Annotated in this window: 26 protein-coding genes and 1 pseudogene; 13 read left to right on the plus strand and 14 right to left on the minus strand. The window is 37.4% G+C overall.

Features of this window, described 5'->3' with window-relative positions; translation table 11 throughout:
* Positions 1–81: 81 nt before the first annotated feature.
* The 3 genes from O0550_RS12795 (at position 82) to O0550_RS12805 (ending at position 1356) form a co-directional block, all read left to right on the plus strand.
* A complete protein-coding gene (locus O0550_RS12795) occupies positions 82–513 on the plus strand; it encodes a DUF3053 domain-containing protein (protein WP_258426494.1) in 432 nt (143 codons plus the stop codon).
* Positions 514–736: 223 nt separating this feature from the next.
* Positions 737–1066: a phage lytic cycle repressor MrpR family protein gene (locus O0550_RS12800; protein ID WP_258426495.1), complete on the plus strand. Its 330-nt coding sequence runs from the start codon at positions 737–739 to the stop codon at positions 1064–1066.
* Positions 1051–1356 carry a site-specific integrase gene (locus tag O0550_RS12805; protein ID WP_258426612.1) on the plus strand — a complete coding sequence of 102 codons (306 nt, stop codon included), beginning with the start codon at positions 1051–1053 and terminating at the stop codon, positions 1354–1356. Before O0550_RS12800 ends, O0550_RS12805 begins: the two co-directional genes overlap by 16 nt.
* Before the next feature lie 148 nt (positions 1357–1504).
* Here the strand turns inward: O0550_RS12805 and O0550_RS12810 are convergent, their stop codons facing one another.
* Positions 1505–1855: a hypothetical protein gene (locus O0550_RS12810; protein ID WP_258426496.1), complete on the minus strand. Its 351-nt coding sequence runs from the start codon at positions 1853–1855 to the stop codon at positions 1505–1507.
* 510 nt (positions 1856–2365) lie between these two features.
* The gene (locus O0550_RS12815; protein ID WP_258426497.1) at positions 2366–2641 is read right to left on the minus strand and encodes a hypothetical protein; all 276 of its coding nucleotides are present in this window, start codon (positions 2639–2641) and stop codon (positions 2366–2368) included.
* A gap of 466 nt (positions 2642–3107) precedes the next feature.
* Here O0550_RS12815 and xerS point away from each other — a divergent pair, with 466 nt between their 5' ends.
* The 3 genes and pseudogenes from xerS to O0550_RS24685 form a co-directional block, all read left to right on the plus strand.
* The gene (xerS, locus tag O0550_RS12820; RefSeq protein WP_258426498.1) at positions 3108–4205 is read left to right on the plus strand and encodes a tyrosine recombinase XerS; all 1098 of its coding nucleotides are present in this window, start codon (positions 3108–3110) and stop codon (positions 4203–4205) included.
* A gap of 618 nt (positions 4206–4823) precedes the next feature.
* Complete coding sequence (locus O0550_RS12825) at positions 4824–5213, plus strand: hypothetical protein (RefSeq protein WP_258426499.1); 390 nt, start codon at positions 4824–4826, stop codon at positions 5211–5213.
* Between the two features lie 173 nt (positions 5214–5386).
* A pseudogene (locus tag O0550_RS24685) lies at positions 5387–5620 on the plus strand (tyrosine-type recombinase/integrase); the annotation flags it as partial.
* Between the two features lie 234 nt (positions 5621–5854).
* On the opposite strand, the gene O0550_RS12830 reads toward O0550_RS24685, so the two are convergent.
* Together O0550_RS12830 and O0550_RS12835 are read right to left on the minus strand one after the other, a co-directional pair.
* On the minus strand, positions 5855–7132 hold the full coding sequence (locus O0550_RS12830) for a hypothetical protein (RefSeq protein WP_258426500.1): 1278 nt from the start codon (positions 7130–7132) through the stop codon (positions 5855–5857).
* Positions 7133–7150: 18 nt separating this feature from the next.
* The gene (locus tag O0550_RS12835) at positions 7151–9352 is read right to left on the minus strand and encodes a hypothetical protein (protein WP_258426501.1); all 2202 of its coding nucleotides are present in this window, start codon (positions 9350–9352) and stop codon (positions 7151–7153) included.
* Positions 9353–11372: 2020 nt separating this feature from the next.
* Between O0550_RS12835 and O0550_RS12840 the strand changes: the two genes are divergently transcribed.
* Positions 11373–11513, plus strand: a complete 141-nt coding sequence (locus O0550_RS12840) for a hypothetical protein (protein WP_258426502.1) — start codon at positions 11373–11375, stop codon at positions 11511–11513.
* Positions 11514–12082: 569 nt separating this feature from the next.
* Here the strand turns inward: O0550_RS12840 and O0550_RS12845 are convergent.
* Both O0550_RS12845 and O0550_RS12850 read right to left on the minus strand, forming a co-directional pair.
* Positions 12083–12373 carry a LexA family transcriptional regulator gene (locus tag O0550_RS12845; protein ID WP_309304381.1) on the minus strand — a complete coding sequence of 97 codons (291 nt, stop codon included), beginning with the start codon at positions 12371–12373 and terminating at the stop codon, positions 12083–12085.
* On the minus strand, positions 12333–12548 hold the full coding sequence (locus O0550_RS12850) for a LexA family protein (protein WP_258426503.1): 216 nt from the start codon (positions 12546–12548) through the stop codon (positions 12333–12335). Before O0550_RS12850 ends, O0550_RS12845 begins: the two co-directional genes overlap by 41 nt.
* A gap of 311 nt (positions 12549–12859) precedes the next feature.
* On the opposite strand from O0550_RS12850, the gene O0550_RS12855 reads away from it, so the two are divergent.
* Positions 12860–13543: a helix-turn-helix domain-containing protein gene (locus O0550_RS12855; protein WP_119732365.1), complete on the plus strand. Its 684-nt coding sequence runs from the start codon at positions 12860–12862 to the stop codon at positions 13541–13543.
* 32 nt (positions 13544–13575) lie between these two features.
* Positions 13576–14433, plus strand: coding sequence for an IS3 family transposase (locus O0550_RS12860; RefSeq protein WP_258426614.1), 858 nt, complete (start codon positions 13576–13578; stop codon positions 14431–14433).
* 110 nt (positions 14434–14543) lie between these two features.
* Here O0550_RS12860 and O0550_RS12865 read toward each other — a convergent pair whose 3' ends face one another.
* Positions 14544–15818 (minus strand): tetratricopeptide repeat protein, encoded by a 1275-nt coding sequence (locus O0550_RS12865; protein WP_258426504.1) that lies wholly within the window; start codon positions 15816–15818, stop codon positions 14544–14546.
* Between the two features lie 914 nt (positions 15819–16732).
* On the opposite strand from O0550_RS12865, the gene O0550_RS12870 reads away from it, so the two are divergent.
* Both O0550_RS12870 and O0550_RS12875 read left to right on the plus strand, forming a co-directional pair.
* A complete protein-coding gene (locus O0550_RS12870; RefSeq protein ID WP_258426505.1) occupies positions 16733–17245 on the plus strand; it encodes a hypothetical protein in 513 nt (170 codons plus the stop codon).
* Positions 17246–17264: 19 nt separating this feature from the next.
* On the plus strand, positions 17265–17459 hold the full coding sequence (locus O0550_RS12875; RefSeq protein ID WP_064018589.1) for a hypothetical protein: 195 nt from the start codon (positions 17265–17267) through the stop codon (positions 17457–17459).
* 251 nt (positions 17460–17710) lie between these two features.
* Here the strand turns inward: O0550_RS12875 and O0550_RS12880 are convergent, their stop codons facing one another.
* Positions 17711–18292, minus strand: coding sequence for a hypothetical protein (locus tag O0550_RS12880; RefSeq protein WP_258426506.1), 582 nt, complete (start codon positions 18290–18292; stop codon positions 17711–17713).
* A 439-nt stretch (positions 18293–18731) separates the two neighbouring features.
* Here O0550_RS12880 and O0550_RS12885 point away from each other — a divergent pair, with 439 nt between their 5' ends.
* A complete protein-coding gene (locus O0550_RS12885) occupies positions 18732–19400 on the plus strand; it encodes a lipoprotein BA_5634 family protein (protein ID WP_258426507.1) in 669 nt (222 codons plus the stop codon).
* Positions 19401–19478: 78 nt separating this feature from the next.
* Entirely contained in the window at positions 19479–19850 is a 372-nt protein-coding gene (locus tag O0550_RS12890) for a hypothetical protein (RefSeq protein WP_258426508.1), read from the plus strand.
* A 577-nt stretch (positions 19851–20427) separates the two neighbouring features.
* Here O0550_RS12890 and O0550_RS12895 read toward each other — a convergent pair.
* The 6 genes from O0550_RS12895 to O0550_RS12920 all read right to left on the minus strand — a co-directional run bounded on the left by O0550_RS12895 (position 20428) and on the right by O0550_RS12920 (position 24002).
* Positions 20428–20868 carry a hypothetical protein gene (locus tag O0550_RS12895; RefSeq protein WP_258426509.1) on the minus strand — a complete coding sequence of 147 codons (441 nt, stop codon included), beginning with the start codon at positions 20866–20868 and terminating at the stop codon, positions 20428–20430.
* Positions 20843–21058, minus strand: a complete 216-nt coding sequence (locus O0550_RS12900) for a hypothetical protein (protein WP_035319123.1) — start codon at positions 21056–21058, stop codon at positions 20843–20845. The genes O0550_RS12895 and O0550_RS12900 overlap by 26 nt, the downstream gene beginning before the upstream one ends.
* Complete coding sequence (locus O0550_RS12905) at positions 21049–21351, minus strand: hypothetical protein (RefSeq protein WP_258426510.1); 303 nt, start codon at positions 21349–21351, stop codon at positions 21049–21051. Before O0550_RS12905 ends, O0550_RS12900 begins: the two co-directional genes overlap by 10 nt.
* Before the next feature lie 59 nt (positions 21352–21410).
* The gene (locus O0550_RS12910; RefSeq protein ID WP_258426511.1) at positions 21411–22322 is read right to left on the minus strand and encodes a hypothetical protein; all 912 of its coding nucleotides are present in this window, start codon (positions 22320–22322) and stop codon (positions 21411–21413) included.
* Between the two features lie 172 nt (positions 22323–22494).
* The gene (locus tag O0550_RS12915) at positions 22495–23388 is read right to left on the minus strand and encodes a type II secretion system F family protein (protein WP_258426512.1); all 894 of its coding nucleotides are present in this window, start codon (positions 23386–23388) and stop codon (positions 22495–22497) included.
* 47 nt (positions 23389–23435) lie between these two features.
* On the minus strand, positions 23436–24002 hold the full coding sequence (locus O0550_RS12920) for a hypothetical protein (protein WP_258426513.1): 567 nt from the start codon (positions 24000–24002) through the stop codon (positions 23436–23438).
* Positions 24003–24044 lie beyond the last annotated feature (42 nt).

The following is a 24044-nucleotide window of genomic DNA, read 5'->3' on the forward strand; positions in this document are numbered from 1 at the left end:
CCCCACCTCTATTTTTCTATTGTGTGATACACTATTATTATCCATACCATTTTTTTACAAAAAGTATTTTGAGGTGAAATAATGGAAAAATATAAAAGTATTTTCGGTGCTTTTTTAGTGGTGTCTTTAGCTTTAACGGGATGTGCATCTAAAGAGCCTTCCCCGCAGGAAGCACTAGTATCTAATTATTTGCAAGCACTAAAGGATCAAAAGGATGATGAAGCCTATAATATGGTAAGTGCTGATAATCCACCTACCAAGGAAGCGTTTGTGAACTCTATGGTTCGACACCCAATGGAATATTTTAAAGTGGTTAGTAGCGATTGTGTAGATGAAGGCAAATGTGAGGTAATCACTGAAATAAAATTTAGGAGCTATGAAGGAGCTAATGATAAGAACATCATAAATAAAGTCGCTTTTACGACAGTGAAGGAAGGAGATAAATGGAATATACTTCTGAATAGAAAGAAAGAGGGTCAACAGTATAACCCGTTGTTAGAGGAAGAAAACTAAGTCTCAAATTCAAACGTTTAAGGCCAACGTATTATTACCGAAAGAAGCATTTCAAGCAGGAACGAGTATACAACGGAGGACGTCCTATCCCTAGGTATTCCTTCAACCAACAACAGCGTCCCATCCCTGACAATCAGATCAAAGAATGGTTGATGGAACTCATTGCCGGGGAAGAGTCAAACTATGGTTATCGATTCCAAAGGCATCCAAGAAGCTACCATACGTGCCAACAGAGGAAGAGCTCAAGCGTTATTACGAAGTAGTCTGGAAGTCGAAAAATTTCCAAGACATGATGATTGTCAAGACACTCATGTATACCGGTATCTGCGTTAGCGAACTAATCAATATTCAGCTGACGGATATTGATTTTCACTACTGCCAAGTTCGCATCAATAACGGAAAGGGGGACAAGGATCGCATCGTTCCGTTCCCTCAGTCATTTAAAGAACTGCTGGCCATGCACGCTGACGCGATGAAGAAAAAGCAGCGGTCTATTTATTTGAATCATCGTGGAAGAAGAAGTACACGGACCGGGGAATACGACAGATTTTGACCAAATATTCAGAGGAAGCCGGTCTGGTGCCACACAAGCTACGACATTTCCTGTTAACCTGGCTCAAAAAGCAGGGCATCGATGACGCGCTCATACAACCGTATTCCGGACATGAAAGCCGGAAGTCACTGGAAGTCTATTCAAAGCTTGCAATCACCGATGCCCAGCAGGAATATAACGGTGACACAAACATGTTTACCAAATTTACAATAAAGTATCCCATATCTATAAGGTTTTCATTAAAAAAGGTATACAAGTTTGTGTCACTAAACAACACGAGAGTTGGTTAATAGAAGTAAAAAATTATCTCATTTTTTATTATTACTTAAAAATGCTATTTCATGAACTGAAAATAAAAAGGAACCATCTTATTAAATAGTTCTACTTATATCTCCTTTTATACTCATGTCAGTCTTTTTACATTGTTTGATTGATATGTTAGCTGCATCGGTTAATTTCATCCGCAACTTTGGGTATATCAAATTTATTGTAACAAATGAATAGAACAGACTGGTATCCTTCTATACATTCTTTAATTCGATATAAATCCTCAATAGAATCAATCCATTCACGACGTTTGTAATTATTAGCTAGTGTCTTTAGATTGAAGACTTCTTGAAAATGAATTATGCGGAATCTCATCCAATTAGGTAGCTCATAAGTGTTAAGACCTTTTCTCCGGTCACGTGAAGCTACCTGGCGACAAGCACTGCCGCAATACATTGCATCACGTCTGCGGGATTCAAACTGTTCATAGCAAACTAGGCACAGCTTAATGCTGTATTTCAATTCTTAATCGCCTCCATAACAGATTGTCACACATAGTCATTTCCACGAAAAGAACTATTTAAACTGCATACCATTTCTCAAAGACAATATGGACATTATTACCGATATAAGCATAGTCCCCCCAAAACCAACGTAGGAAAACGACATTTCCTACGTTGGTTTTGGGGAATGGCAGGGTTGCTACGTCCCTATTCATAAAGAAACAGGTTCTATATGATACTCATTACATGATAAGCAATGGTCTCATTAAAGATAAAATCAAATGACTGGATTAAAAATGAGATTGATAATATATAGCTCGTTAGCATCTTTAACAAGTTCTTTCAACCCGTTAAAGTGATTAGAATCGAAGTTATTTATTGAAAGCCTCCATTCAAAATAGATTAGTAGGAGAAAGATGTAACCTGCATTTATTTCCTTTACTAGAAATGCCAGGTTACATCCTTTTTATGCCTTTTCTTGATATACCTAGTCCTGTTGTTCTAAAAAAACACTTTATTTAGTAAGATATTAGTTTTCGTTCTCCTTAAAATATTCGTTTATATCATCAATTCCAGTCTCTTCATCAAACCAAATTAACCATTCTTGTTGTTCATCATTCCATCGCTCTACGATTGTAGAGTTTGCATAATCCGGCTTGATGTTATTGTTAAACTGGAATAAATCATAATCGGCAAGTGTATTGTACATTAGTCTCGCTTGCTCCAAATTATCTACTTCAACAGTAAATGGTTCACACGTAATTTGCGGGAAATGACTCACTCTTAATTTTTTTACTTGTTCCATTTTGCATATACCTCTCTTAATCTATTAATAAAAATCACACATATCTTTTATTCCTTAATAGCTAAATTGTTTTTGATTCTTCATAATGTTTTTTCGTATTGATTGTCATTACAAGGGTATTTTTTCCACTACTCAATATCTCTACTATTCCCATCTAACTTCTTTTATATCTGAGAAATCATTAATATAAGGTTGACTCATCCCTTTCACTTCATTTTCTAATTTTTTAATGTTGTAGCTTTCGTATTTTGAATCACAACATCTGGGTTACCCCTGTCACGGTTGATAATTCCTAAGAGCGAATCAGATACCTTTTTCGTCTCCTGGCTAAATCGAAAAAAATAACACATACTTCCAATCGTCACTACCCATATAATACTACAAATTGTATAATGAAACTTATGTATTATGTAAAAAATATAATTTTCTACAATGCTTTTTTCGTTAAAGTTGAGGTGTCTCCCCTATGTCTACGATTAAACAAAAACATAAAGAAGAAGTTGAGGAAAGAGTAAGCCGCTTACCCTACTTCGTTGATCTCTATTTTCAATATCTAACAACTGAAAAGAAATGCTCCCCTTCTACTTTACGTGGATATGCAATTGACTACCAAATGTTTTTTGATTGGATGATTGTCGATTGTTTAACGACTGCAAAAACTAGTAATGAAATCACTCTTTCTGATCTGAATGTGTTGCATCGTTCCAATATTCAAGGCTTTATTAGTCACGTTAAGAGATATGGAAAACACAAGAAATCAAATGATGAACAAAGCGATAGCGCGATAAATCGCAAACTGTCTTCTCTAAAGTCCCTTTTTAATTGGTTATACAGGGAAGAAGATCCTGAAGATCGTAACAGAACTTTGTTAGAGTATAACGTGATGGCCAAGATTGAAATCAAGAGTAAACGCTCTACTCCCGCTGCTGTACGTGCAAGAATGAAACCAAAAACAATAGGATCAAATGATATAACTGAATTCATTGAATTTGTATATGAAGGCTATAAGTCAGTTTGTACACATAAATTACAGTTAAAGGCCCATGAGCTAAATCGCATAAGAGATACGGCATTAATCGCCTTAGCATTGGGAAGCGGAATTCGTCTTTCTGAGATCATTAATTTGGATCTAGATATGATTGATAAGAAGGATAGGCAACTACTGATCTCTAGAAAAGGGAACAAAGAAGATGCCCCCTATTTTTCAAAAGAAGCACTTGGCTGGTTAGAAAAATACTTGGAAATCCGCGAGAGCTGCTATAAACCACAAAAAAATGAAAAAGCACTTTTCCTTGCAATTTCATGTGGAGATAGCAATGGATCTAGAATGCATTGGAGAACATTCCAGGATATTGTGAAAAAATATGGTAAGGCTTATGGTAAACCTGGATTAACTACACATGGGTTACGGCATAGTTTTGCTTCCAAGTATATTGAAAACCCAGCCTCTACCCTTCCCTCCCTTCAAACTCAACTTGGGCATAGTGCAATAACGACAACTCAAACATATACCCACACATCAGAAGAGCAACAAAAAGCTGCGGTTGATCGTGTAACAAGATAGCAATTAAAAAGGGGATTGTAAGATTACTGGCTCTATTAACTTAATAATTATTATGTAAAGTTAAGAGGTGTCACTGACCTGTTTTACTACTTTTCAATCATGTATAATCCATTTTTTAGGAACTTAATTCCTCCCCACTCTCATTGAACTAGAATTATCCTTTTGAAAAACGCCTGAATTTTAAAAGTTCAGGGTTTTTCAAAAGGAGCTTTTCGTCAATCTTGCAAGGTTATCCTATTAATTTGTGAAAAATCTAGAAACAAGGTCTTTCACTCAAACTCATATTCTCCAACTAAAAACATAAAGAAACGAAATTTGCAGACAGTTTCGTATACAGTCTTTTTACAATATGCACCGGTTACTATCTGGTCTTATGAAATCGTTAAAGAACCCTCTTCTAAAGAGGAAAAGTATACGTTGATAAATCCCTTGTAGATACTGTGGGTGTCTTCTACGAAATCCTTCATCATTCAACTTACGTATTTGGCTACAGGAAATATTTCATCGATTCATATGGGCCTATATAGATTTTCATGTCGTAAATGAAGATTTTAACATTATGGATTCTGATTAGCGTTAAATAAGACAATCTCAAATATTGGAAGGGAGGTCTGAATCTTGTTCAATCGAGTATCATTAGATGAGTGTCAGCCAGTTATTCAACTCTTTGAGGAGGATAATAAAGGAAGAGTGGAAGCCAGGGTAGACATGAATCGGTTATTTGTTATAGGAAATGAGAATGAGGCAATGATTCGTTATAATTTGTTGATGAAAAAAATCACGATTGCCAGGATTCAGTTTCAGAATACCCGAATAGGATACGGATCAAGATTGCTTCAAATTTTAAAGGAATATGGAAATGAGAATGGATATGAGATCATTGAGTTGGAAAGTGCTATGACGAGAGAAATTAAATCATTTGCAACAAAGCATGGGTTTAAAAGAAAAGAGGACGGGTTTACATCAGAAATTGCTGTTAACTGGGAAGTAAGAATATCGCCCTCCTAATACCTGAAAAATAGCAAGGGTGGATAAAAATAACCACTCTTGCTATTATATAATTTAAAAGGCTCTTGATCTCGATTCGAAGGAGGTCACAAGAGTCCCTTATCCGGAAGAGCAATGTTTGTTAGTTTTATCGTTAGAGGATATAAACGTTTAGATGTCACTTTTTACAGTCGCATAGTAATGGGTCTAGAATGCATTGGAGAACATTCCAGGATATTGTGAAAAAATATGGTAAGGCTTATGGTAAACTTGGATTAACTACACATGGGTTACGGCATAGTTTTGCTTCCAAGTATATTGAAAACCCAGCCTCTACCCTTCCCTCCCTTCAAACTCAACTTGGGCACAATAACGACAACTCAAACATATACCCACACATCAGAAGAGCAACAAAAAGCTGCGGTTGATCGTGTAACAAGAGAGAACTAAAAGGAGCTAGTACTAGTTTTATTTACTTAATAATTATTATGTAAAGCTTAGGGGTGCCACTAACCTGTATTACTACTTTCCAATAATAGATAATCCATTTTTTAGGGATTATCCTTTTGAAAAACGCCTGAATTTTTTAGATTCAGGCGTTACAGACTGTGGACAAACTCTTCTTATGTAATACGTTTCTCAGGATTCCAGATCCAGGGTTGTCATGGTGTCAAGTATTCCCAAGCAAAGTCAGGAAGTAGCAGGTCGTGGTTTTCTTCTCCGTCTCCTCCAGACCAACCGGGCAACTGGTTGCCCCAGATTAATTCACGAATACTACCCGATTTCGTTATTGAGCCCAGATGACTATAAAATTGCTTTATAACCCTCTCATTATCTTTGTACCAACTAGAAAGAAGCACCTTGTCCGATGGCGGAGAGCCTCCGAAGACGTAACTCCAAGTGTTGGACTGGCTTACTACCTTACCTCTCGCCGGTACAATTCGCTTCATCTCGTCGAAGGCGGTATGAAGCGAAGAAGTGAGAGTAATTAGGCCATCGGCGATGCCACTCTCGAGGGCCCGAAAAGTAATTATGGCGGAGTAAGCTGGGAAGACACCAGCAGTCATATAGGATAGGTCGACAACTCCATCCGAGCGAATAAGTCCGGGGTTTTTCCTGACCACAGAAAGATTGAAACTACTGTCTAGGCTATTTCCATTCTTGGTGCATTTATAAGCAATAATTTTCAAGCTTGGACCTGCCCTGCGCCTCGCAGCATTAAGCGCCTCCGCTGTGTTTCCACTAACCTTTTCATATAGGCAGTCATAGAAGATAATCCGCTCAACCTGGCTCACGTCAATCAAATTGTGCAACAGAGTCTGATTGAGGCCGTTGGCACCGGTACTATAGGCAGCCATCACCTTTGTATTATATGTCACAGGTCGACTAACTGCAGATTGGAGCAGATTCATCAGATCCGAATCGTTAATACCAACCCCCCAACGAGGTAAGGGGGGTTCGATGCCAGGCACCACGATCAGCGCTGATGGCTCGGGATGAGTGGCTATTGCGGATCGAAGCCCGTGACGGTTCATCTCGAAACCGACTGCATACAGAATGGAAACTCGGATTGGTGTATCCCATGGCTGGTCGCTTCTCAGCTCCCTGGCGCGTGTCAAAGTCGATGCTGAGAGGAAAAGCCACACTGGATGAGTGTCTCGATGGCTACTGGGGATGTTGGTCTGCACCCATTGGCCTGCAAGACTAGGATTGTGCCTAGGATTAGCTTTGTTGGTAACATCTGGCAATCGCACTGTCTCAGCGAACTCTATAACTCCTCCTCCACGTAGTGGGTGAACGGAAGTAAATTTGTTCTTATGTAGAAGCGGAGTGGCTCTAGGCATTCTAGAATCTATGTTGTGGGAAGCATTTTGAACGCCGAACTCGTCGACATAAAAGGCATCCAAGATCAGTGATCCAGGTGTATTGCGCGATGTCATAGTTCCAACACCTTTTCTTTAAATTTGCTGTCCAGTCTTAGGGTCGTAGCGAACAGCCACAGCAGCCACCTGATCGGTTGGCAGGATCTCTATCCATTGGTCAAATACCTCGTAGGGCTCAGCTGGCCGAAAGCCACCGGCTAAGGGGTCAAAACCGGTTTCGAAGACCTTTTCCGATGCCAAAGTCTTGGATACGTCCGTATTTGCTACTTGAAGTTGTTCTGCAAGGATTTTTAGAACCTCGCCAACTTTCTTTCCTTGGAAAATATCTGGGTCTCCTGGTTGGTATGGATAAGGAAGGCCAAGTGCAGCCACTCCTTCAACCTTAGTAAGCCAAGAAAGAGCGGCTATTTCTTGGCCAGGCCGAATTGGAAGAATGGCTTTTACCCATGCAGAGTTGAGAAATTCATTCCGCCGCTCATCGCCGTCTATTTGAATCAGCCACCCAAGCGAACTTCCCATCGGTGCAGGCTGTGTCTGCTCGGTGATAAGGTAATCCACCCGCCACTCAGATGGAGGAAACTCCTGTCCATTTATTACTTTGTACTCCTCTGCTCTGGAGTACCATCCTGCCACGGTCTGTCCAGCGAGAGGCAGAGACGTAGTACCTGCCGGCGGCTCCTCCTCAAAAGGCGGAACTGGATATCTGCCTACGCTGTTTTGAGTAGGTGGAGGGGGAGATACTGGACCGGGCTGCCAATAATCAGGGGCGACGAAATATAGCATCTCGTCCACATCAAAAAACTGTTGAATTTGCTCCGATTCCAGGAAAGGAAGTTGTTGAGGATTCTGCGGGTAATGCCCAAGTTCCTCCAGCCTTCGAATAAGATTACGGAACACGGATCGGCGCTCCTCGCTACGTAGATCCTCGGGAGGACGGGGGCGTATTGAACTAACCAGCCGAAGTCGTTCGCGGACAGCCTTGCCATAAGCTTCGTGTTGTAACCGTGCAACCTCCTTCTTATAAGCAGTCTCTGCTTCTAAGTTGAGTTTATCCACCTCCGCCTTCGCCTCGTCCGTTGGAATGTAGAGCAGGACAAAATCGAAAGGAAGAGACTTCCTGCCCTGAAAATTCGCGTAAGTAAATTGCACCTTGATAAGGGGCTTTACCGGATCAGAAGAAGGGACTAGTTGATAAAAATATTGAACCTGAGCTCCATGATGGTCTACCGAAACAATTTTACTATGTACATAACCTGGCGGCGGTGGGGGCAGTTGCTTCTCGAAGCAGAACTGAATCGTATCGTCATGACCTGTCGTACTGGGATTTACTCCACGGCAGGGATTGTCAGGATGTGGTGTATACGTTTCCTCAGCTTCATCGTCCGGTCCTTTGTCATGAAGGAATGGGATCTCGAAGTGGAAGGGAATCTCTTTGTTCACTGGATACGGTAATTTCTCCGGTTTTCTAATCGCGGTAAGATCCGGAGATTCCACCACATGAACCATATCTCCAAGTCCAAGGCTTTTACCTGGGTCGCCAATGTACACCTGCCAACAAAAACGCGTACCGACATGTTGTAGTTGTACGCCCACCTTGCGCATCTTTCGCCTGAGTTCGTAGTTGACTAGATCGGGGGTATTGTTCTGGAGGATATAACGTCGGCTGGAGGTGTCCATAGTTTCGGTTACCGTTTTGAAACTGGTCCTGAAATTTCGCTTGATTTCACTGGTAACCTTGGCAGTCTGTGTCCGAGTACGTTTGTGCATTGCCTCCGAGGCCCGCTTTACGGTGTTTTGGGTACTAAAACTTGCACTCACATCAGCATGGTAGATCTTCGCGTTAACCCCCCCGGTAGCGCTGACACCAAGTTTAGTGTCGTTGGAGTTTTCTTCTTTGACCGCGTCCGCGACATCGTCCTGTTCAGTGAAGCTCTCCTCTGTCTTACGGGAAATCTCCTCTGACTGCTCGGCCAACTTTTCAACTAGCGTCCGTCGGGTACTGGTTTCGACCACCTCTACGGTACCACCGGGGCTGACCCAGATATGACCCGCAGGTTTTCCAAGGAAGGTATCAAACTCGAAAAAGTACTCCCGAAAAAGGTTTACTAATCCCACCGGAGACAGCACGCCGGTTGGAGCGGCCTCGTATTGCTCCGCAAGCGTAGCCAAGGCCTCGTTACTCAGAGTCCGGGCGCTTTCCCCGTGAAACTGCTTCGGACTTAGCTTCGATAACACAGACTTAGGATACAATGCAGCGGTCGAAAGTGCTGATAGCAAGCTGAACCACCCAGCTAAGGGCTGATAGACGCCGAATAACTCACTGGCATACGGAAGGGTACCCGAGAAGTCATACACAGGCCGGCCTGTGTATACTGGGGCACCAGGAGCAGGAAGTGTTATGTTTTGTCCATGGCTTGTCGTACCGTTTGGCATGGCAGAGAAGGCCACAGATACCCAGTTTTCGCCGGGGGTGGACTTGTAAAGGAGCACCTTTCCGGAGGATGTACGGGCTGGTGCAACGAACGCGATAGTTAGACTATTGGTAGAGCTCGCTGTACGACCTACATACTGAATACCTGATGTTGGATCAGGTGTAACAAATGTTCCAGCCAATTCAGATACATCAGGGAAGAGGCTTGGATCTTGTACATTTACGTTACCTGGAAGGGCGAGAGCCCACCGCTGTCCTGTTGATATCTCTTGTCCGTTACCCTCGATTTTGTATGACCAAATTTTGTATGAGGCACTAGCTCCTGGCGTTGGGATTGGCGAAGTACCAACAAATGTGACTAAAAGTGCTATAAAAATCTCTCCTTATACGATAGTAAATTAGAAGATATTTCTATTTCGTTAATAGACTGCTCGATAAACGTAAAATTATCCTAAAAGAATGAATATCCATCTTTGAAATTGAAATGTTTATCTGTCTGAACAGTCACATTGGACTGACCTGCGGCTACAACAGCATTAGTAGCAATAGATTCAACACTGCTGTTAGCAGATTTCAGTTCCTCACGCAACGTTCAGCTACTTCTTTCACTCTGTTTCGAGTTGATCTTCACGAGCACGTTTCTCTTTATTGAACTGGTTCATGTCTTCTTTCTGGCGAGCCAGTTCTTTTTTCATGCCGCCGCTCGTTCTGCTTTCTCAACTTCAAACTCCTCGCGCACTTCTACAGTAAGCTTCTAGAAAAGCCTTTTTAGTTTTTTGAGTAGTTTTCTTAGCTACTTTTCTCATTTCCACTGTTTTCTCTTGTTTGGTTGCAGATGGATATGAGATCATTGAGTTGGAAAGTGCTATGAAATAGAGAAATTAAATGATTTGCAACAAAGCATGGGTTTAAAAGAAAAGAGGACGGGTTTACATCAGAAATTACTGTTAACTGGGAAGTAAGAATATCGCCCTCCTAATAACTGAAAAATAGCAAGGGTGGATAAAATAACCACTCTTGCTATTATATAATTTGAAGACTCTTGATTACGATTTGAAGGAGGTCACAAGAGTACCTTATCCGGAAGAGCAATCTATGTTAGTTTTATCGTTCAGAGGATATTTAAGATCTATTTGTTACAACAATAGATAACTCTTTTTTATCTAATATAAACGTTTGAAACGTCAATTTTCTGAGATATTAGTGATAATGCCCCTTCCTCATTTGCTACAAGAAGTCAGTATATTAATAATATAAATCCCCTACTATTCTTTAGCCTTCTGTTATATTGAATAAACTACCCGGAAGCAGACACCAATAGATGCCTCCATTTGCCTTATTACAAATATTTTACCTTGACCGCCCTGTCATCTCAGTTTTCCCAGTTAGAAATATTTTGGCTAAATTAATAACATCACTCAAGAACATACATTTTTATCACATCTTTATTTTTTTCGTCGTCATCAAGAGCGAAAGAAATAAATCTTCCTGATTTATACAATTTACTTGTAAGAGTCTGATTAGCAGAAATAGGCATTCGTTGGCCAGTGTTTAAATCAACCACGAATACTTGATTTATTGCATATCTATTCTTTCAGGTATTCATGAGACCAAATGGAGACACGTCCTTCGGTTCTCGATTGACCCAATTAATACGTGAGCAGTTTCATGGTTCATATCTCTATTTCATAAAAACTTGAGTGAGATCCCCGTCATTTAGAAAATCCCCCCTTATCAAAATAAGTGTATAGTAGTTAGGAGCTATTAATTAAAATAAGCATGGTTTTCCAGTGCTTGTTTTGTCAGGGGGAAGCGACCAATATGAAGAAAAGAAATCTGTTTTTTCTAATATTAGGAGTTTTTTTTATGCTTGTTGGTTGGTACTACATATGGGAAGCTCACATTCATAATGTTGAAATCACTTTCTTTTTGGTACTAGATCGTCTGTATCTAGGGGCAACAATAGTAATAGTCGCATTAATTGGAGATAAATTCAAATGGAAATGAGATCATTTCTGTTCTCTTCATATTAATCTTAATAGTAACCATTGTATTTTTATTACCAAACATAATTACCATAGGTGAAACATTCTTATATACTCCAATCAAGCTGCGACCTATGCGATTCAAAGAGTCTCAGAACAAGGTTATATGACGGAAGAGATCGCTACAGATGTAATTAAACATTTAGAGAGCAATGGAATATATGATTTTGAATTGTATGGGACTGGTGAACCGAAAGGATTTAATGAGAAAGTTGAAGTAAAAATTATTGCCAAAGTCCATCCGCCCATTCTAAAAATAATGCCTTGGATGAGAAGCAGGAATTCAAAAGTATAACAGCAATATTTATTTGCCTACCTTGTCTCTGCCTATGTGGGAACCATTCACTTCTGGATACAGCGAGATCTCGACCTGTCACCAACAGAATTGACCATATTATTCTCACAAATCTCACGCCTCGGATCGTCACACCTGGATTTTAATTTCTAAATCCAATCCCCTCTGCGACTTGTATTTCTTTAATTCTTTTAACTTTGAATGTCAAATCTAGTTTTTGTCATTTAATTGTCCTTCTATAAGTTATTATTTTTCCATAAGCTCTTTCGTTCCCAAGCTTCTAAAAGTTCTATTTCATCAGGGTTTTTCTTAGTCCATACAATATATGTTTCCTTATGTAAAACTTCCAGCACCTCTATTATTCCCTTACGTGACCTTCCTGTTTTTATGCACAGTTCATCAATAGTGGGAAATCTATGTCTACCCGCAGAATAGTTTCCTATAATTCTAAGTACTTTTCTCTCGATGTCAGACAACATATTTCTCTCAACCTTCCGAAATTGTAAGAGTTCTTGGTCTTCCTTCATTCCAGGTTAAAACTCCCATTTTTCTTAGATCATTTAAATGTCTATGCATTGTACTTGTTGATTTGGTACCTGTGAGTTTACACAATTCTCTTACGGTAGGAGGATATTTCATTTTATCTGTGTATGTTTTAATTTCTTTAAAAACCTGAAGCTTTTTAGGACTTAGTTTTCGCATATGAACCTCCAAATCAAGAACGTTTGTTCCTATTATATGCGAACATTCAACAGAAAAATTCAATTATATATTGCGCATATAATTAAACATCCTCACTTGATTTATATGTTGGAGGCTGTTTTCTTAAAAAGATTTTTCGGATTTTGAGATACTAACAGGTTGTTTAGTTGCAAAATTTCATAAAAATAAGCAAAATGGTTGCAGAGATGCTTGTTAAGAAAAAACGAAGCACCCTCCTTTAATTGATATGCTCCCCTTGTGGTAGACAGTTGAAATAATATAACTGTTTCCTTACAAGGAGGAGCATTTTTATGTCCCATAAAGCAAAAATATCTGGGTCAGAAAAGATTGCAGCTATTGAAAAATATCTTCGTGGGGAAGATTCGCTTAATCATTTAGCAAATCTTCTAGATGTTTCCTTTCCATCTATTAAACAATGGCTTCAAACTTATCAAACGTTAGGTCCAAACGGATTGCTCAATACATCAAAGAACTCCTCCTATTCCACAGAATTAAAGAAAACAGCTGTCGAGGATTATCTGGCTAGTGGTGGTTCTCACATGGATATATGTAAAAGATATGGCATCAAATCAACCCGCCAACTGCGTAACTGGATCCTGAAGTATAATGGTCATGAGAAGCCGAAAGCTTCCGGCTCAGGAGGAACGCCAATCATGACAAAAGGACGAGCAACTACTTACAATGAAAGAATTGAAATCGTAAGATTCTGTATAGAACATCAACACAATTATGCCCAAACCGCACAGAAATTTCAGGTATCCTATCAGCAAGTTTATTCTTGGACAAATAAATACATTAAATCTGGTGTAGATGCACTTCAGGATAAACGTGGAAAGCGAAAGCTTGAAGATGAGATGTCCGAAGTGGAGAAATTGAGGGCACAAAATAAGCTGCTTCAAGCTGAGAACAGAAGAAAGCAAATGGAGATTGACTTACTAAAAAAGCTGGACGAAATCCAAGGGGGGCGATTCTAAGCCAAGTCCGATATGAACCTGTATATCTTGCAATACGCGATCTTCATGACAGTAAATTATATCCCATAAATCAACTCTGTGAAAACATGGGGATTCAACGTTCTTCGTATTATAAATGGCTAAACAGGAAAGAAAGTGATAACGAGAAATTCAACAAAGAGTTGCTTCCCATGATTAAGGATGCCTATGTAGAAAGAGATGGAATCCTTGGATATCGTCAGATGACAATCAAACTAAACCGACAACACAATCTTACTGTTAACCATAAACGGATATACAGACTCATGTGTATCTTACAAATAAAATCGGTATGCCGCAGAAAGAAAAAGAATTACATTCCTTCAACGCCTGAAATTACGGCGGAAAATGTCTTAAACAGAGATTTCGAATCCGATGGATTCGGTACAAAATGGCTCACTGACGTGACGGAAATGAAGTATGGCCTTCAAAGAAAGGCTTATTTGAGTGCAATCCTGGATTTGTCAGATAAAAGTATTGTTTCTTTTGTGATCGGGCATTCCAACAACAATGAACTTGTTTTTAGAACTTTTGATATTGCACATCAGTCATATCCTAATGCTAAACCTATCTTTCATAGTGACCGAGGATTCCAATATACGAGCAAAAAATTCAAGAAGAAACTGGACGATGCAGGAATGATACAAAGCATGTCGAGGGTATCTAGGTGCATAGACAATGGCCCGATGGAATCGTTTTGGGGAATGATAAAATCCGAAATGTATTATCTCAATAAATTCAATACATACAAAGATCTGGGAGTAGCAATTACAGAATACATAAATTACTACAATACCCATCGATACCAGAAAAGACTAAACTGTATGACACCTTTGGAATACAGGCAATACCTTCAAAGTTCAGCATCATAAGAAAGACACCAACCTAAGTGAATAGTTGGTGTCTGATCTTTTATTTTTCCATTGTCTACTTGACGGGGGGCAGTTCATCCTTACACGGAATAGAGGTTTTTTATATCCCTTTATACACGAATTGCAAAATACTTATCATAAATAGATTCTATTTCTGGTTGTTTTCCAAATTCAAACACCATTTTATTGAACAGATGTGATGCCTTTAAAAAGAATCTGCTATTTGGGCTATCAGAGAAATAAGACAAGGCTCTATCTATGGATTGCAGAGCTTGATCTTTTTCTCCTAAATAAAAATGTGTTTCTGAAAGGGTTAATAGCCCCTCAGCGAGAGTATGTTCACTTGTGTTATTTTCAATTGCTGTTAAACAAAGTTCTATTGCTTCGGCATATTTTCCAATTAGATTATAGACTTTTGATAATTCAATCTTTGAATTATTCATCCAATGTAGTGAACCCATCTCTTCATGAAACTGGATTGCTTTTTCAAGGTTAGAAACAGACAAACTGTATTTTTGAGTACATCTATAAACAATTCCCAAATTGTTATATACACCTGCAATGCGAGCTTTCCTCTTGGAATCATTATACAATTTAAAAGCTTCAAGCGCTTTAAAGTTATATTGTTCTGCCATATCATATTGTTCCAGATGTCTATAACAGACTGCTATCCCTGTATAAATCTCTCCACTTTTATATAGAATATCGTATGCCTGATTAATCTTTTCAGCTTGTTCAAATTTTTCAATACCTGAGTAATATTCGCCTAGTCTTACATGCATTAATCCTATTGTGTAATGAAGGGCAACCTTAGGTATTCCGGTAATATCATGTTGAAGTGTCAATTGATACGCTTCATCCAAATAAGAAATAGCCTTATGAGGTAATTCTTGTGTTGAATAAAGCTCTCCTAAAGAGACAAGGGGACGTATGAGTAATAAAGGGTTTGATGTTTGTCTTGCATAATTGATGCTTTCCAAAAAGTAAGACGCTGCTTGATAAAAGCTTTGATCTGATTGGGCTATTATTCCCTTTCCCCATTCATAAACACTTTTTTCTGCTTCTTTTAGCTCTATTCCCGAAATTTTACACAATAATTTGTGTATATTATCAAAATTCCCTTCCTCAGCACTATTAACAATTCCACGTATAGCTTTATGTACTTGGATTTGTTCATAGGCAGAAACATCAAAATCTGAACAGATTTCAACCACGCTTACCTGTAAACGTTCTGCAATTTTAACTAAGATATCTGGAACTGGTAAAGCATGGTCTTTTTCAACCTGACAAATATAACTGCGACTGCAAATTCCTTCGGCTAATTCCCCCTGCGTTAAGTTTAATTTCAATCTGTATTTTTTGACTTTTTCGCCAATCGTATTCAATTGACTTCCTCCCTCATCAACCCGGTTTTTTACATATTATACCATTCATTTTATTGTTTTACAAAATTTAATATTTTGATATTTTTTATCCTTTTGTTGTTTTAATTGACATTTTTTTGATTTTTAGCATATTATAGAATAACATAATAGAAATGGGGGATTATTATGAAAAAACATCTTATTAAGATGGTAATGTCTTTATCTGCGTTATCCCTATTTGGACTCGGTTCTGCTGTAAGCTTCATTAAACAAATGTCGGATCAAATTGGAATTTAAAAACTATAGTAATACAACAGAATGTCGGCACGTAAAGTGGTCGGCATTCTGTTTTTTTATTTTTATTGTTTAGTAAATCAAACATTTTATTAAAAGATTAATATAAATTTTATTTTTTAACATATATTTACATCCAAACCTTATGTTGTTAATATGATTACGAATTACCAAAATATACAAAGGAGAATGATGCTTTTATTAAAATCATATAAAATGAATTTTTTTGAAAGGGAGGAATGTCTTTTTCGAGAAATAGGTCTTAGGAGGCATGTTAGGTGCTAGTATGGGGCGATCGCAGAGGTAGATGTCGAAAGAAGGATTTTAAACAGGTAATAAAAACGGGATGTTCCCAAATGCCCAACGAAAGCTTAGGAACACCCCCACAATCAGAGCATATTAATGATGCTCCATTCGAGTTTACCACGCCTTTGCGTTTAAATGGAAAAAAATATTTTTTTTCGAAAAAGTAATTTGCTTACATGTGAATAAGCTGTACGGGAAACTTTGTATAACAAAATAAAGCCGTGGTTCAGTTATTCCTTATAGGTAATTATATTGATCGAGAATAAGGAATGTTTGTAGGTTTAAATGTAATAATATCCCTTTATTGATAATATTTAGAAAAGAGGTTATACTTTATGATGAACAAAAAGTTAATTAAAGGAATTGCAATTTTATCTACTGTTGGTTTTCTAGGGACTGCTATAGCTCCGGCGACCAGCGCGTTTGCTCAAGAAAAAGTGTCACAATCAGTTTCTTACCAAACTCCAATGTCACAACAAGAAATGGATAAGATTATCCAAGAAACTGCTAAGGACATTTTAGAAACTGCACCAAGAGTAGTAGTAAAAGAGCCTGCACAACTGGAAGCACAGGGTTTTGTTTCTCTTGGAACAAAGCTACTGAAATATTTTGGGAAAGGGTATGTGAAAAAAGAGTTACCGAAAAAGATGTATTCTAAATTCCCTGATATTTTAAAAGAAAAACTTTCTGAAGAGAAATGGCTTACTCTTTGGAATGGCGTAATTTTATTGGGTCCATTAGAAGAAGTACGTGAAACTGTAACCAAAGCCCTGGAGCCATATGTTTGGGGGTGGGTTGCAAAAACTTGCGGTTATATTGCAGAAGGTATCGTTTACGCTATCATTTAATAAACAGAAAGGAGATAAGATGAACACAGAGACTTTAAAGTTGGTTCTAATTATCTTTTCTGTATATGCTACTATGCAAATTACAAAGGATATGAATATAGCTGATAATTGGTTTATCAGAGAGCCTGTTCGTTACTTAATTAGCTTCGTAGTAGCCGTGTTTGTTTCTATCCTTTTGGATAAGATTTATAAAAAAAAGGATAAAGAAGAGTAGCTGACCCTTTCTGAAAAAACATTATGTAGAAACGTCCGAATCTCTCTCGTATTCGGACGTTTTCTCGTTCTCTAGTAACTGTTTACTTTTTATTCTGCGGCTCCTGTCCACTAGCAACCCTTACCCGATCGGCAAGTTCACCAAGGTATACGGCTTGCTTCATCAGCCCCATAACTGATTTTTTACTATCCAAAAAAGTAAAAAGCCGATTTCCCTTATGCTACAGGAAATACCTCTGTCTGAACCTTCTACTATTTTTTCAACAGATCGTTTAATTCTACAGACTCTGGGTATTCAATTGGAGCTGTTCCGTAGTTTTTACCGTCCTCTGAATAAAACATGAGATTCTTATTTTCCCCATCCACTATGAATAGGATACTTTTTGCATTGATCTCCTGATTGTTCTCTCCACCTACAAATGCAGGAATAGTATTTTTAATTGACTGCTCATATTTGAATTCCACAGCAAGACCTTCCTTAACAGTCTTGGTAACTGCTTCATTACTTTCATCAAAACGCATTACATATCCTGGATTGATCAAACGTTTATTTGTCAATGTAAATATTGTTTTAAATAATTCATCCTCAGGTTTTACTACCTGTTTAGACCCTTGTTTGTAAACAATTATTTCTTGTGGAGTAGTTAGATTTTGTACTACTTTCTCATCTGAAGAGGTAGAAGTAGCCGTTTGTTGTGTTGCTGGTTGAGCCTGCTCCTGTTTCGGCTCTTGTGTCGCTGTTGCTGGGGCATCTGTTGATTTTTGGTTGTTACCACAGGCAGATGCTAATGCGGCTACTAGAAGTACCGCCGGAATCCATTTTGTTTTGTTCATGATTGTTAACCCCTTTTTCTAATTTACTATTTCACTCGGAGTATGACGAGTTAACACAATAAAAAGTTACCTATTAAATATCGGTAATACGTGAAGATTTAAAATGAGTAATTATCCAACACTTTTTAAAAGCCCTTCTATATCTTTAGACGGAGTTCTTACTTATAGAATGGGTTTATTTATTCTACGGCTCCTGCCCACTTGTAATCCTTACAGCAAGCTCCCCAAGGTATGGTCAATAGAATTCTTACAAATTTGTCATGTAAATGTAAGGTTATCCAATATGAACTATCGAGTAAATTAATTAAACTCTGTGTCGAACCTAAAAAACTAGATTCCGTGTTTAGACTTTTTTAGAACAAATCACTTACTTCCTAGGAAGAAAATAACAACCGTTAATTAAAACCTCAATTAAATTAAAGATTCAAAGGAGATAAAAATGAGAAAAATAATAAATATATTTGTAATTGCTGCTGTTTTATTTGGTGTTTATTTAACCTTTATATATAAAGAACCAAGAAACGGAATCCTAATGGTAGGAGATAAACAAGCATTACAACATATAAAAAATGAACACAATAGTGAAATCAAGTCAGTAGACTTATATAAAGTCAAAACAACAAAAAGTGATAGGAATTCAGTATTCATTATGGATCAAAAAACAGCTGAAGATGTGATAAAAAAAGGAATATTACGAAAGGAAAGTAAGCAAGGTTTTGCGACCTCTGATCCAATTCAATCTTTACCTAAAATAACAAATGGCGAGGCAGTGTTATTTACAGATAAAAAGAATGAAAATCTAAAAAAAATAGCGTTTGATGGGAAAGAAATACCTGTAAGATACGATAGTAATACTTGGTTTGGTCATGATCGTTTTTCGGAGTATGATGAGTTCATCTTAATTGTAGACAATTCTACATTTAATCAAATTCCTTCCAAAGAAACATATATGGGGATTTTTACACTCAATAAAGTGTATGGGAAAAATAATGGAGTCGTAGACACAAATGATGCAAAACAAGTACAAACAGAGAAAGAATTTATGAAACTTACTGAGAGTCGGATGGATAACGTTCATTTTATAAAAGGATTATCCATTTTAGAATAATTGGTAAAACAAAAAGCATGCAAAATGTTTCAAGGGATTAAAAATATCACTAGATAAAAAAGATTTATGGAGGTTCATATGGCTGGTATTATAGGACATACAATGGTTACTACAACTGCCGCATTGGTATACAGAAAACAATTAAACATTACAACTTTATTTTGCGGGATGGCGCTACCGGATATTCTAACTCACGTGTTTTATTACGTACCATTTATTCCAGGTTTAAATCCAAGCGTTCTGGATGAAACTTATTTGGGTGGTTTGGCTTGTGCCATATTCTTAACTGCATTGGTTATGGGTTGTCTTAAAATAGTACCTAAATTAATGGTTTTATTTACTTATAAACAAAGTATTTCACTCAAAGTAATTTTTCTTTCCGCTTTAGTAGGTACTGAATTACATGTTCTCATGGATTTAATCGCTATAAACGGATGGATATATATATGATAAGTTAGACAACAAATAAAAAGCCCTCAAACGGGGGTCAGTCCCGTCAGTCCCCTCGGATAACCTTGGGGCTTTTTCCAATGTCTACTTTAAGGGGTGCACTTCATTTTTGGTGAGGGCTTTCTTGTGTTAATTATCATTTCCAATACTTATACCACTTTTAGACACTGTTAGTTTAATATTTCCTGAAAGCCATAGACCTCAAATAAAAAATGCCCTCTCTTTGATAAGATGAGCGCTTAATTTCTTGGTGTTGCCATGATTTTTATCTTTCTTGGGCGAATTTTTCCCATTTATTCGAATATTATAAAGGGCATACTTACTTTCCACTAAATAAGTCCTTACCGAAAGGCAAGGGCTTATTTACATGAGTTACCATTCGGCTCCAAATTCCCAATAACTGGAAAATAGCAAGGGTGGATAAAATAACCACTCTTGCTATTATATAATTTGAAGTCTCTTAATCACGATACCAAGGAGGTCACAAGAGTAACTTATCTGGAAGAGAAATGTTTGTTAGTTTTATCGTTCAGAGGATATTTAAGATTTATTTGTTACAACAATAGATAACTCTTTTTTATCTAATATAAACATTTGAAACGTCAATTTTCTGAGATATTAGTGATAATGCCCCTTCCTCATATGCTTTTGAATTCCTGGTTCTCATCCAAGGCATTATTTTTAAAATAGGCGGATGGACTTTGGCAATAATTTTTACTTCAACTTTCTCATTCAATCCTTTCGGTTCACCAGTCCCATACAATTCAAAGTCATATATTCCATTGCTCTCTAAATGTTTAATTACATCTGTAGCGATCTCTTCCGTCATATAACCTTGTTCTGAGACTCTTTGAATCGCATAGGCCGCAGCTTGATTGGAGTATAAGTATATTTTACCTATGGTAATTATGCTTGGTAATAAAAATACAATGATCACTAAAAAGATTAATAAGAGATAACTCCATTCAAAAGTTAAAAAGCCTTCTTCATTTTTAATGGAATCGACGAAGCGTTTCATCTGCTTCTTCCTCGCTTCCTATAAACTCATTTTCTATATGGGTATATTCACCCCCTGTAAGCGAAAGAATAATGCTCCCAACGCCTATAGCTATTATTATTCCCCCTTTAGTTAGGACAGATCTCTCGAAAACTTCAAACCCATCTTCCTCTTTCAACCAGGTAATGAATGGAGTAATCATTATTTCCAACCGCCAGCAGCTTCCTTACCCCATCCTGGTGCAACTGCTTGAGCACTATCAGGATTTAAAGTATCCAGCCCACCTTCGGAACCAAAATATTTATCTCCAACTTGAGACCAAAATTCATTCATTACAATTACTGCAACTGCACAAACCCCTAAGGCTAAAAGAACTCCCCCTTGGGTCAAACCAAATTTTTCAAAAACCTCGAATCCACTTTCATCCTTGGCCCATTTTTTCATACTTAATACAGTTGCGTTCTTTGAAAACTTATTTTTAAGACCTCTAACCACTTTATTCATTACTTAATTCAATCCTTTCTATCCTTGTTTTATTATGTTTAAAGGTGTCTTGAAATCACCTAGAACACTTGTAATAGCGAAGCACCTAACAAAACAATCATGTAAATTGCCATTAGCAATACACTTATATACACTGGCTCTCGAGACTTTACTTTGAGTTTTTGTATTTTATTGTCTACAAATTGATTTTGCAGTTCTATTAAAGTATCTCGAAGCCTCAAATTAATTTCCTTCTGATCGCCACCAGCTTGTTGAATGGACAATAAAACATTATTTACAAAACGATCAACATAGGATTCTCTCATTTTTAAAGAGAAATCACGCAATGCCCTTTCCGGTCCTCTTGTATGAAGATCCATTTCTAATTGATGTAAATAGTGCAGTAATGCAGGTACTCTCTTCTTAGAGCGCACTATTGTTTCAGTTAAAGCATCATAGACTGTTTTGTTACCGGAAGACTGCATTAAATAGATCGTGACAAAACGAGTGAAGTCCTGTATTTTATTTTCCTCAAACTTTGCTTTTTTTTGTTTTAAATTTCTTATTGGTGCTCGATACATGTAGTAGCCTGCCAAAACTCCCAAACTAATAAAAAATGTTTTATAGTTCCCAGCAATAAACAAAGACAAAATTAAAAAGAAAAGTGGGTAAATACAGGCATTAGCAATTTGCGCGATCTGTATATCTTCTGGCCTTGTATTAAATTCCCCGGACTTTTCTAACTCAAATTTTAACTGCTCATATGAATTTTTTGATAATGGATTTATTTGCTGTATCCGTTGATTTAACGGGTAAAATATTTTGTGAACAGATGATTTTGATATAATCTCCCGTTCTTTGTTAGCCATCGACTCTGATTTTATAAAATCATTACTAGCTGGTTTTTTAGAAGTGGGATTGTAAATTTGATAAAAGGCCCAAAAAAAAGCAGCTCCTGTTGCAATAGAAAGAGCCCCAATATTTATGCTCACTTCTTCTCCCCCTTTTTAGAAATCAAAAAAGCACAGTGAGTCCAATTTGCTAAAAAAGCAATACCATAGAAATTATGGTTGGACCTCACTGTGCCTACGCACCCATGAGAAATTTCATTCAATTACCGTATATTGTATAATAATTTTGTTAGTTTTTCAAGAAAAATCAGTATTAAAATAGATTTTTAGCTTGTAGCTTCTTTCTATATGTCCAGGTTGTCCAACCGGTGATTCCTATGACAACGACATTCATAATCATTTGAATGGGTCCCCCGGCCATTGGATTATTATCGGGCAACATGAAGTGTAATGAAGCAACCATTACCACAATGAGATAGAACATATACAAACTTTCTTTTTTAGATCCATTAACTTCTCTATGATATCGTACAGTGTGCTTTTGTTGCCTTCTAAGCATATCCGAAGCATCCCGAACGATGTCCCTTGCCTTTTCTTCCGTTTCTTCAGCTATCTCAACAATCATATGAAAATACTCCAATTGATTAATATCTAATCGATGTGGGATATCTTCCAAAGCTTTTTTTAATGGGATACTTGCCTGCTCGACCTTATTGATAGCTTTCTGATACTCTTCTTTAAGGGGAGATTGCATAAATGGAATGGCTGCCTTTATAGCATGAAAGATAGGAATATCTGCTTGCATCTGTTGTTCAATTGCATTTATTGCTTGTTCCGCTCTAAGTGGAAGCTCGTCTGCAAATTTTTCTTCTTTAGATCGAAGAAGTATAAAGGGAATCATAATTCCCAATGTAATTCCTGCAAGTAAAACGAGAACATTACTACATATCGCATATCCGACAGATCCGGATATGGTACCTATGATAAACCATCCCTGTTGATAACCCTTAGAAATCTGCCAATTTACGCGTTGCGCTCTTACAGAAAAACTGCTGTTTATCTTTTTCTTCTTTTCTTCGGCACTTATATGCCTTTCTGACTCTTCTCTCTGAGAAATAAGGATAGATAATGGCTTCTTTTTTAATCGATTGGCTATTTCAGTAAATACCAAGAAAAGTAGGAATGTACCTATAATGAAATAGATCAAAATAAAATGTTCTCCCTTCCAATTATCAAGAATCGTCTTAACTCCCCCTAGTCTTCCCAATAAAAGAGCGCATCGTAAACTTTGTATGGCTTATCTACTAAAATTGTTGGAATATAGGCTTCAAAGCAAAGTGTTTCTTTCAAGTAATCCTTATCTAACAATTCATAAGAATAATCCTTTAGTATCCTTACAATATCCTCTACTTCGTTCTTCCAATTTCCTTCAGGTATCTCATAGACTTGATTAATGGTAAGAAAATCATGACCTATATTACTTCTATGTATTGAGATTTGACCTTTTCCGAACACTGCAACTGGTGCTAATCTACAAATATACAACCTAATCCCGGTATAATATCGGAGACCACCCGCTTGTCGTGCTAAACTCTCATCATTCTTCCAGCAAAATACGCTTACATATGATGCATATCCGCTTCCATGACTATCAAAATCTACTTCAAAAGATAAACCCTTAATTTTTTGTATCGATTCGACTACACTCTTAATATACTTATCGGTTTGATCATAATCATACTCGTACAAATTATAGGGATGAAAGCTGCCAACTGGATTACCATCTATGATTGTTTCTAGTTCTTCTTTTGAAAACTTCACTTGGATAGCTCCTTTTACTAGTATTTTAAACTGACAAGCGGT

This window comes from Brevibacillus halotolerans, from assembly GCF_026891775.1.
In the GTDB taxonomy this organism is placed as follows: Bacteria; Bacillota; Bacilli; order Brevibacillales; family Brevibacillaceae; genus Brevibacillus_B; species Brevibacillus_B halotolerans.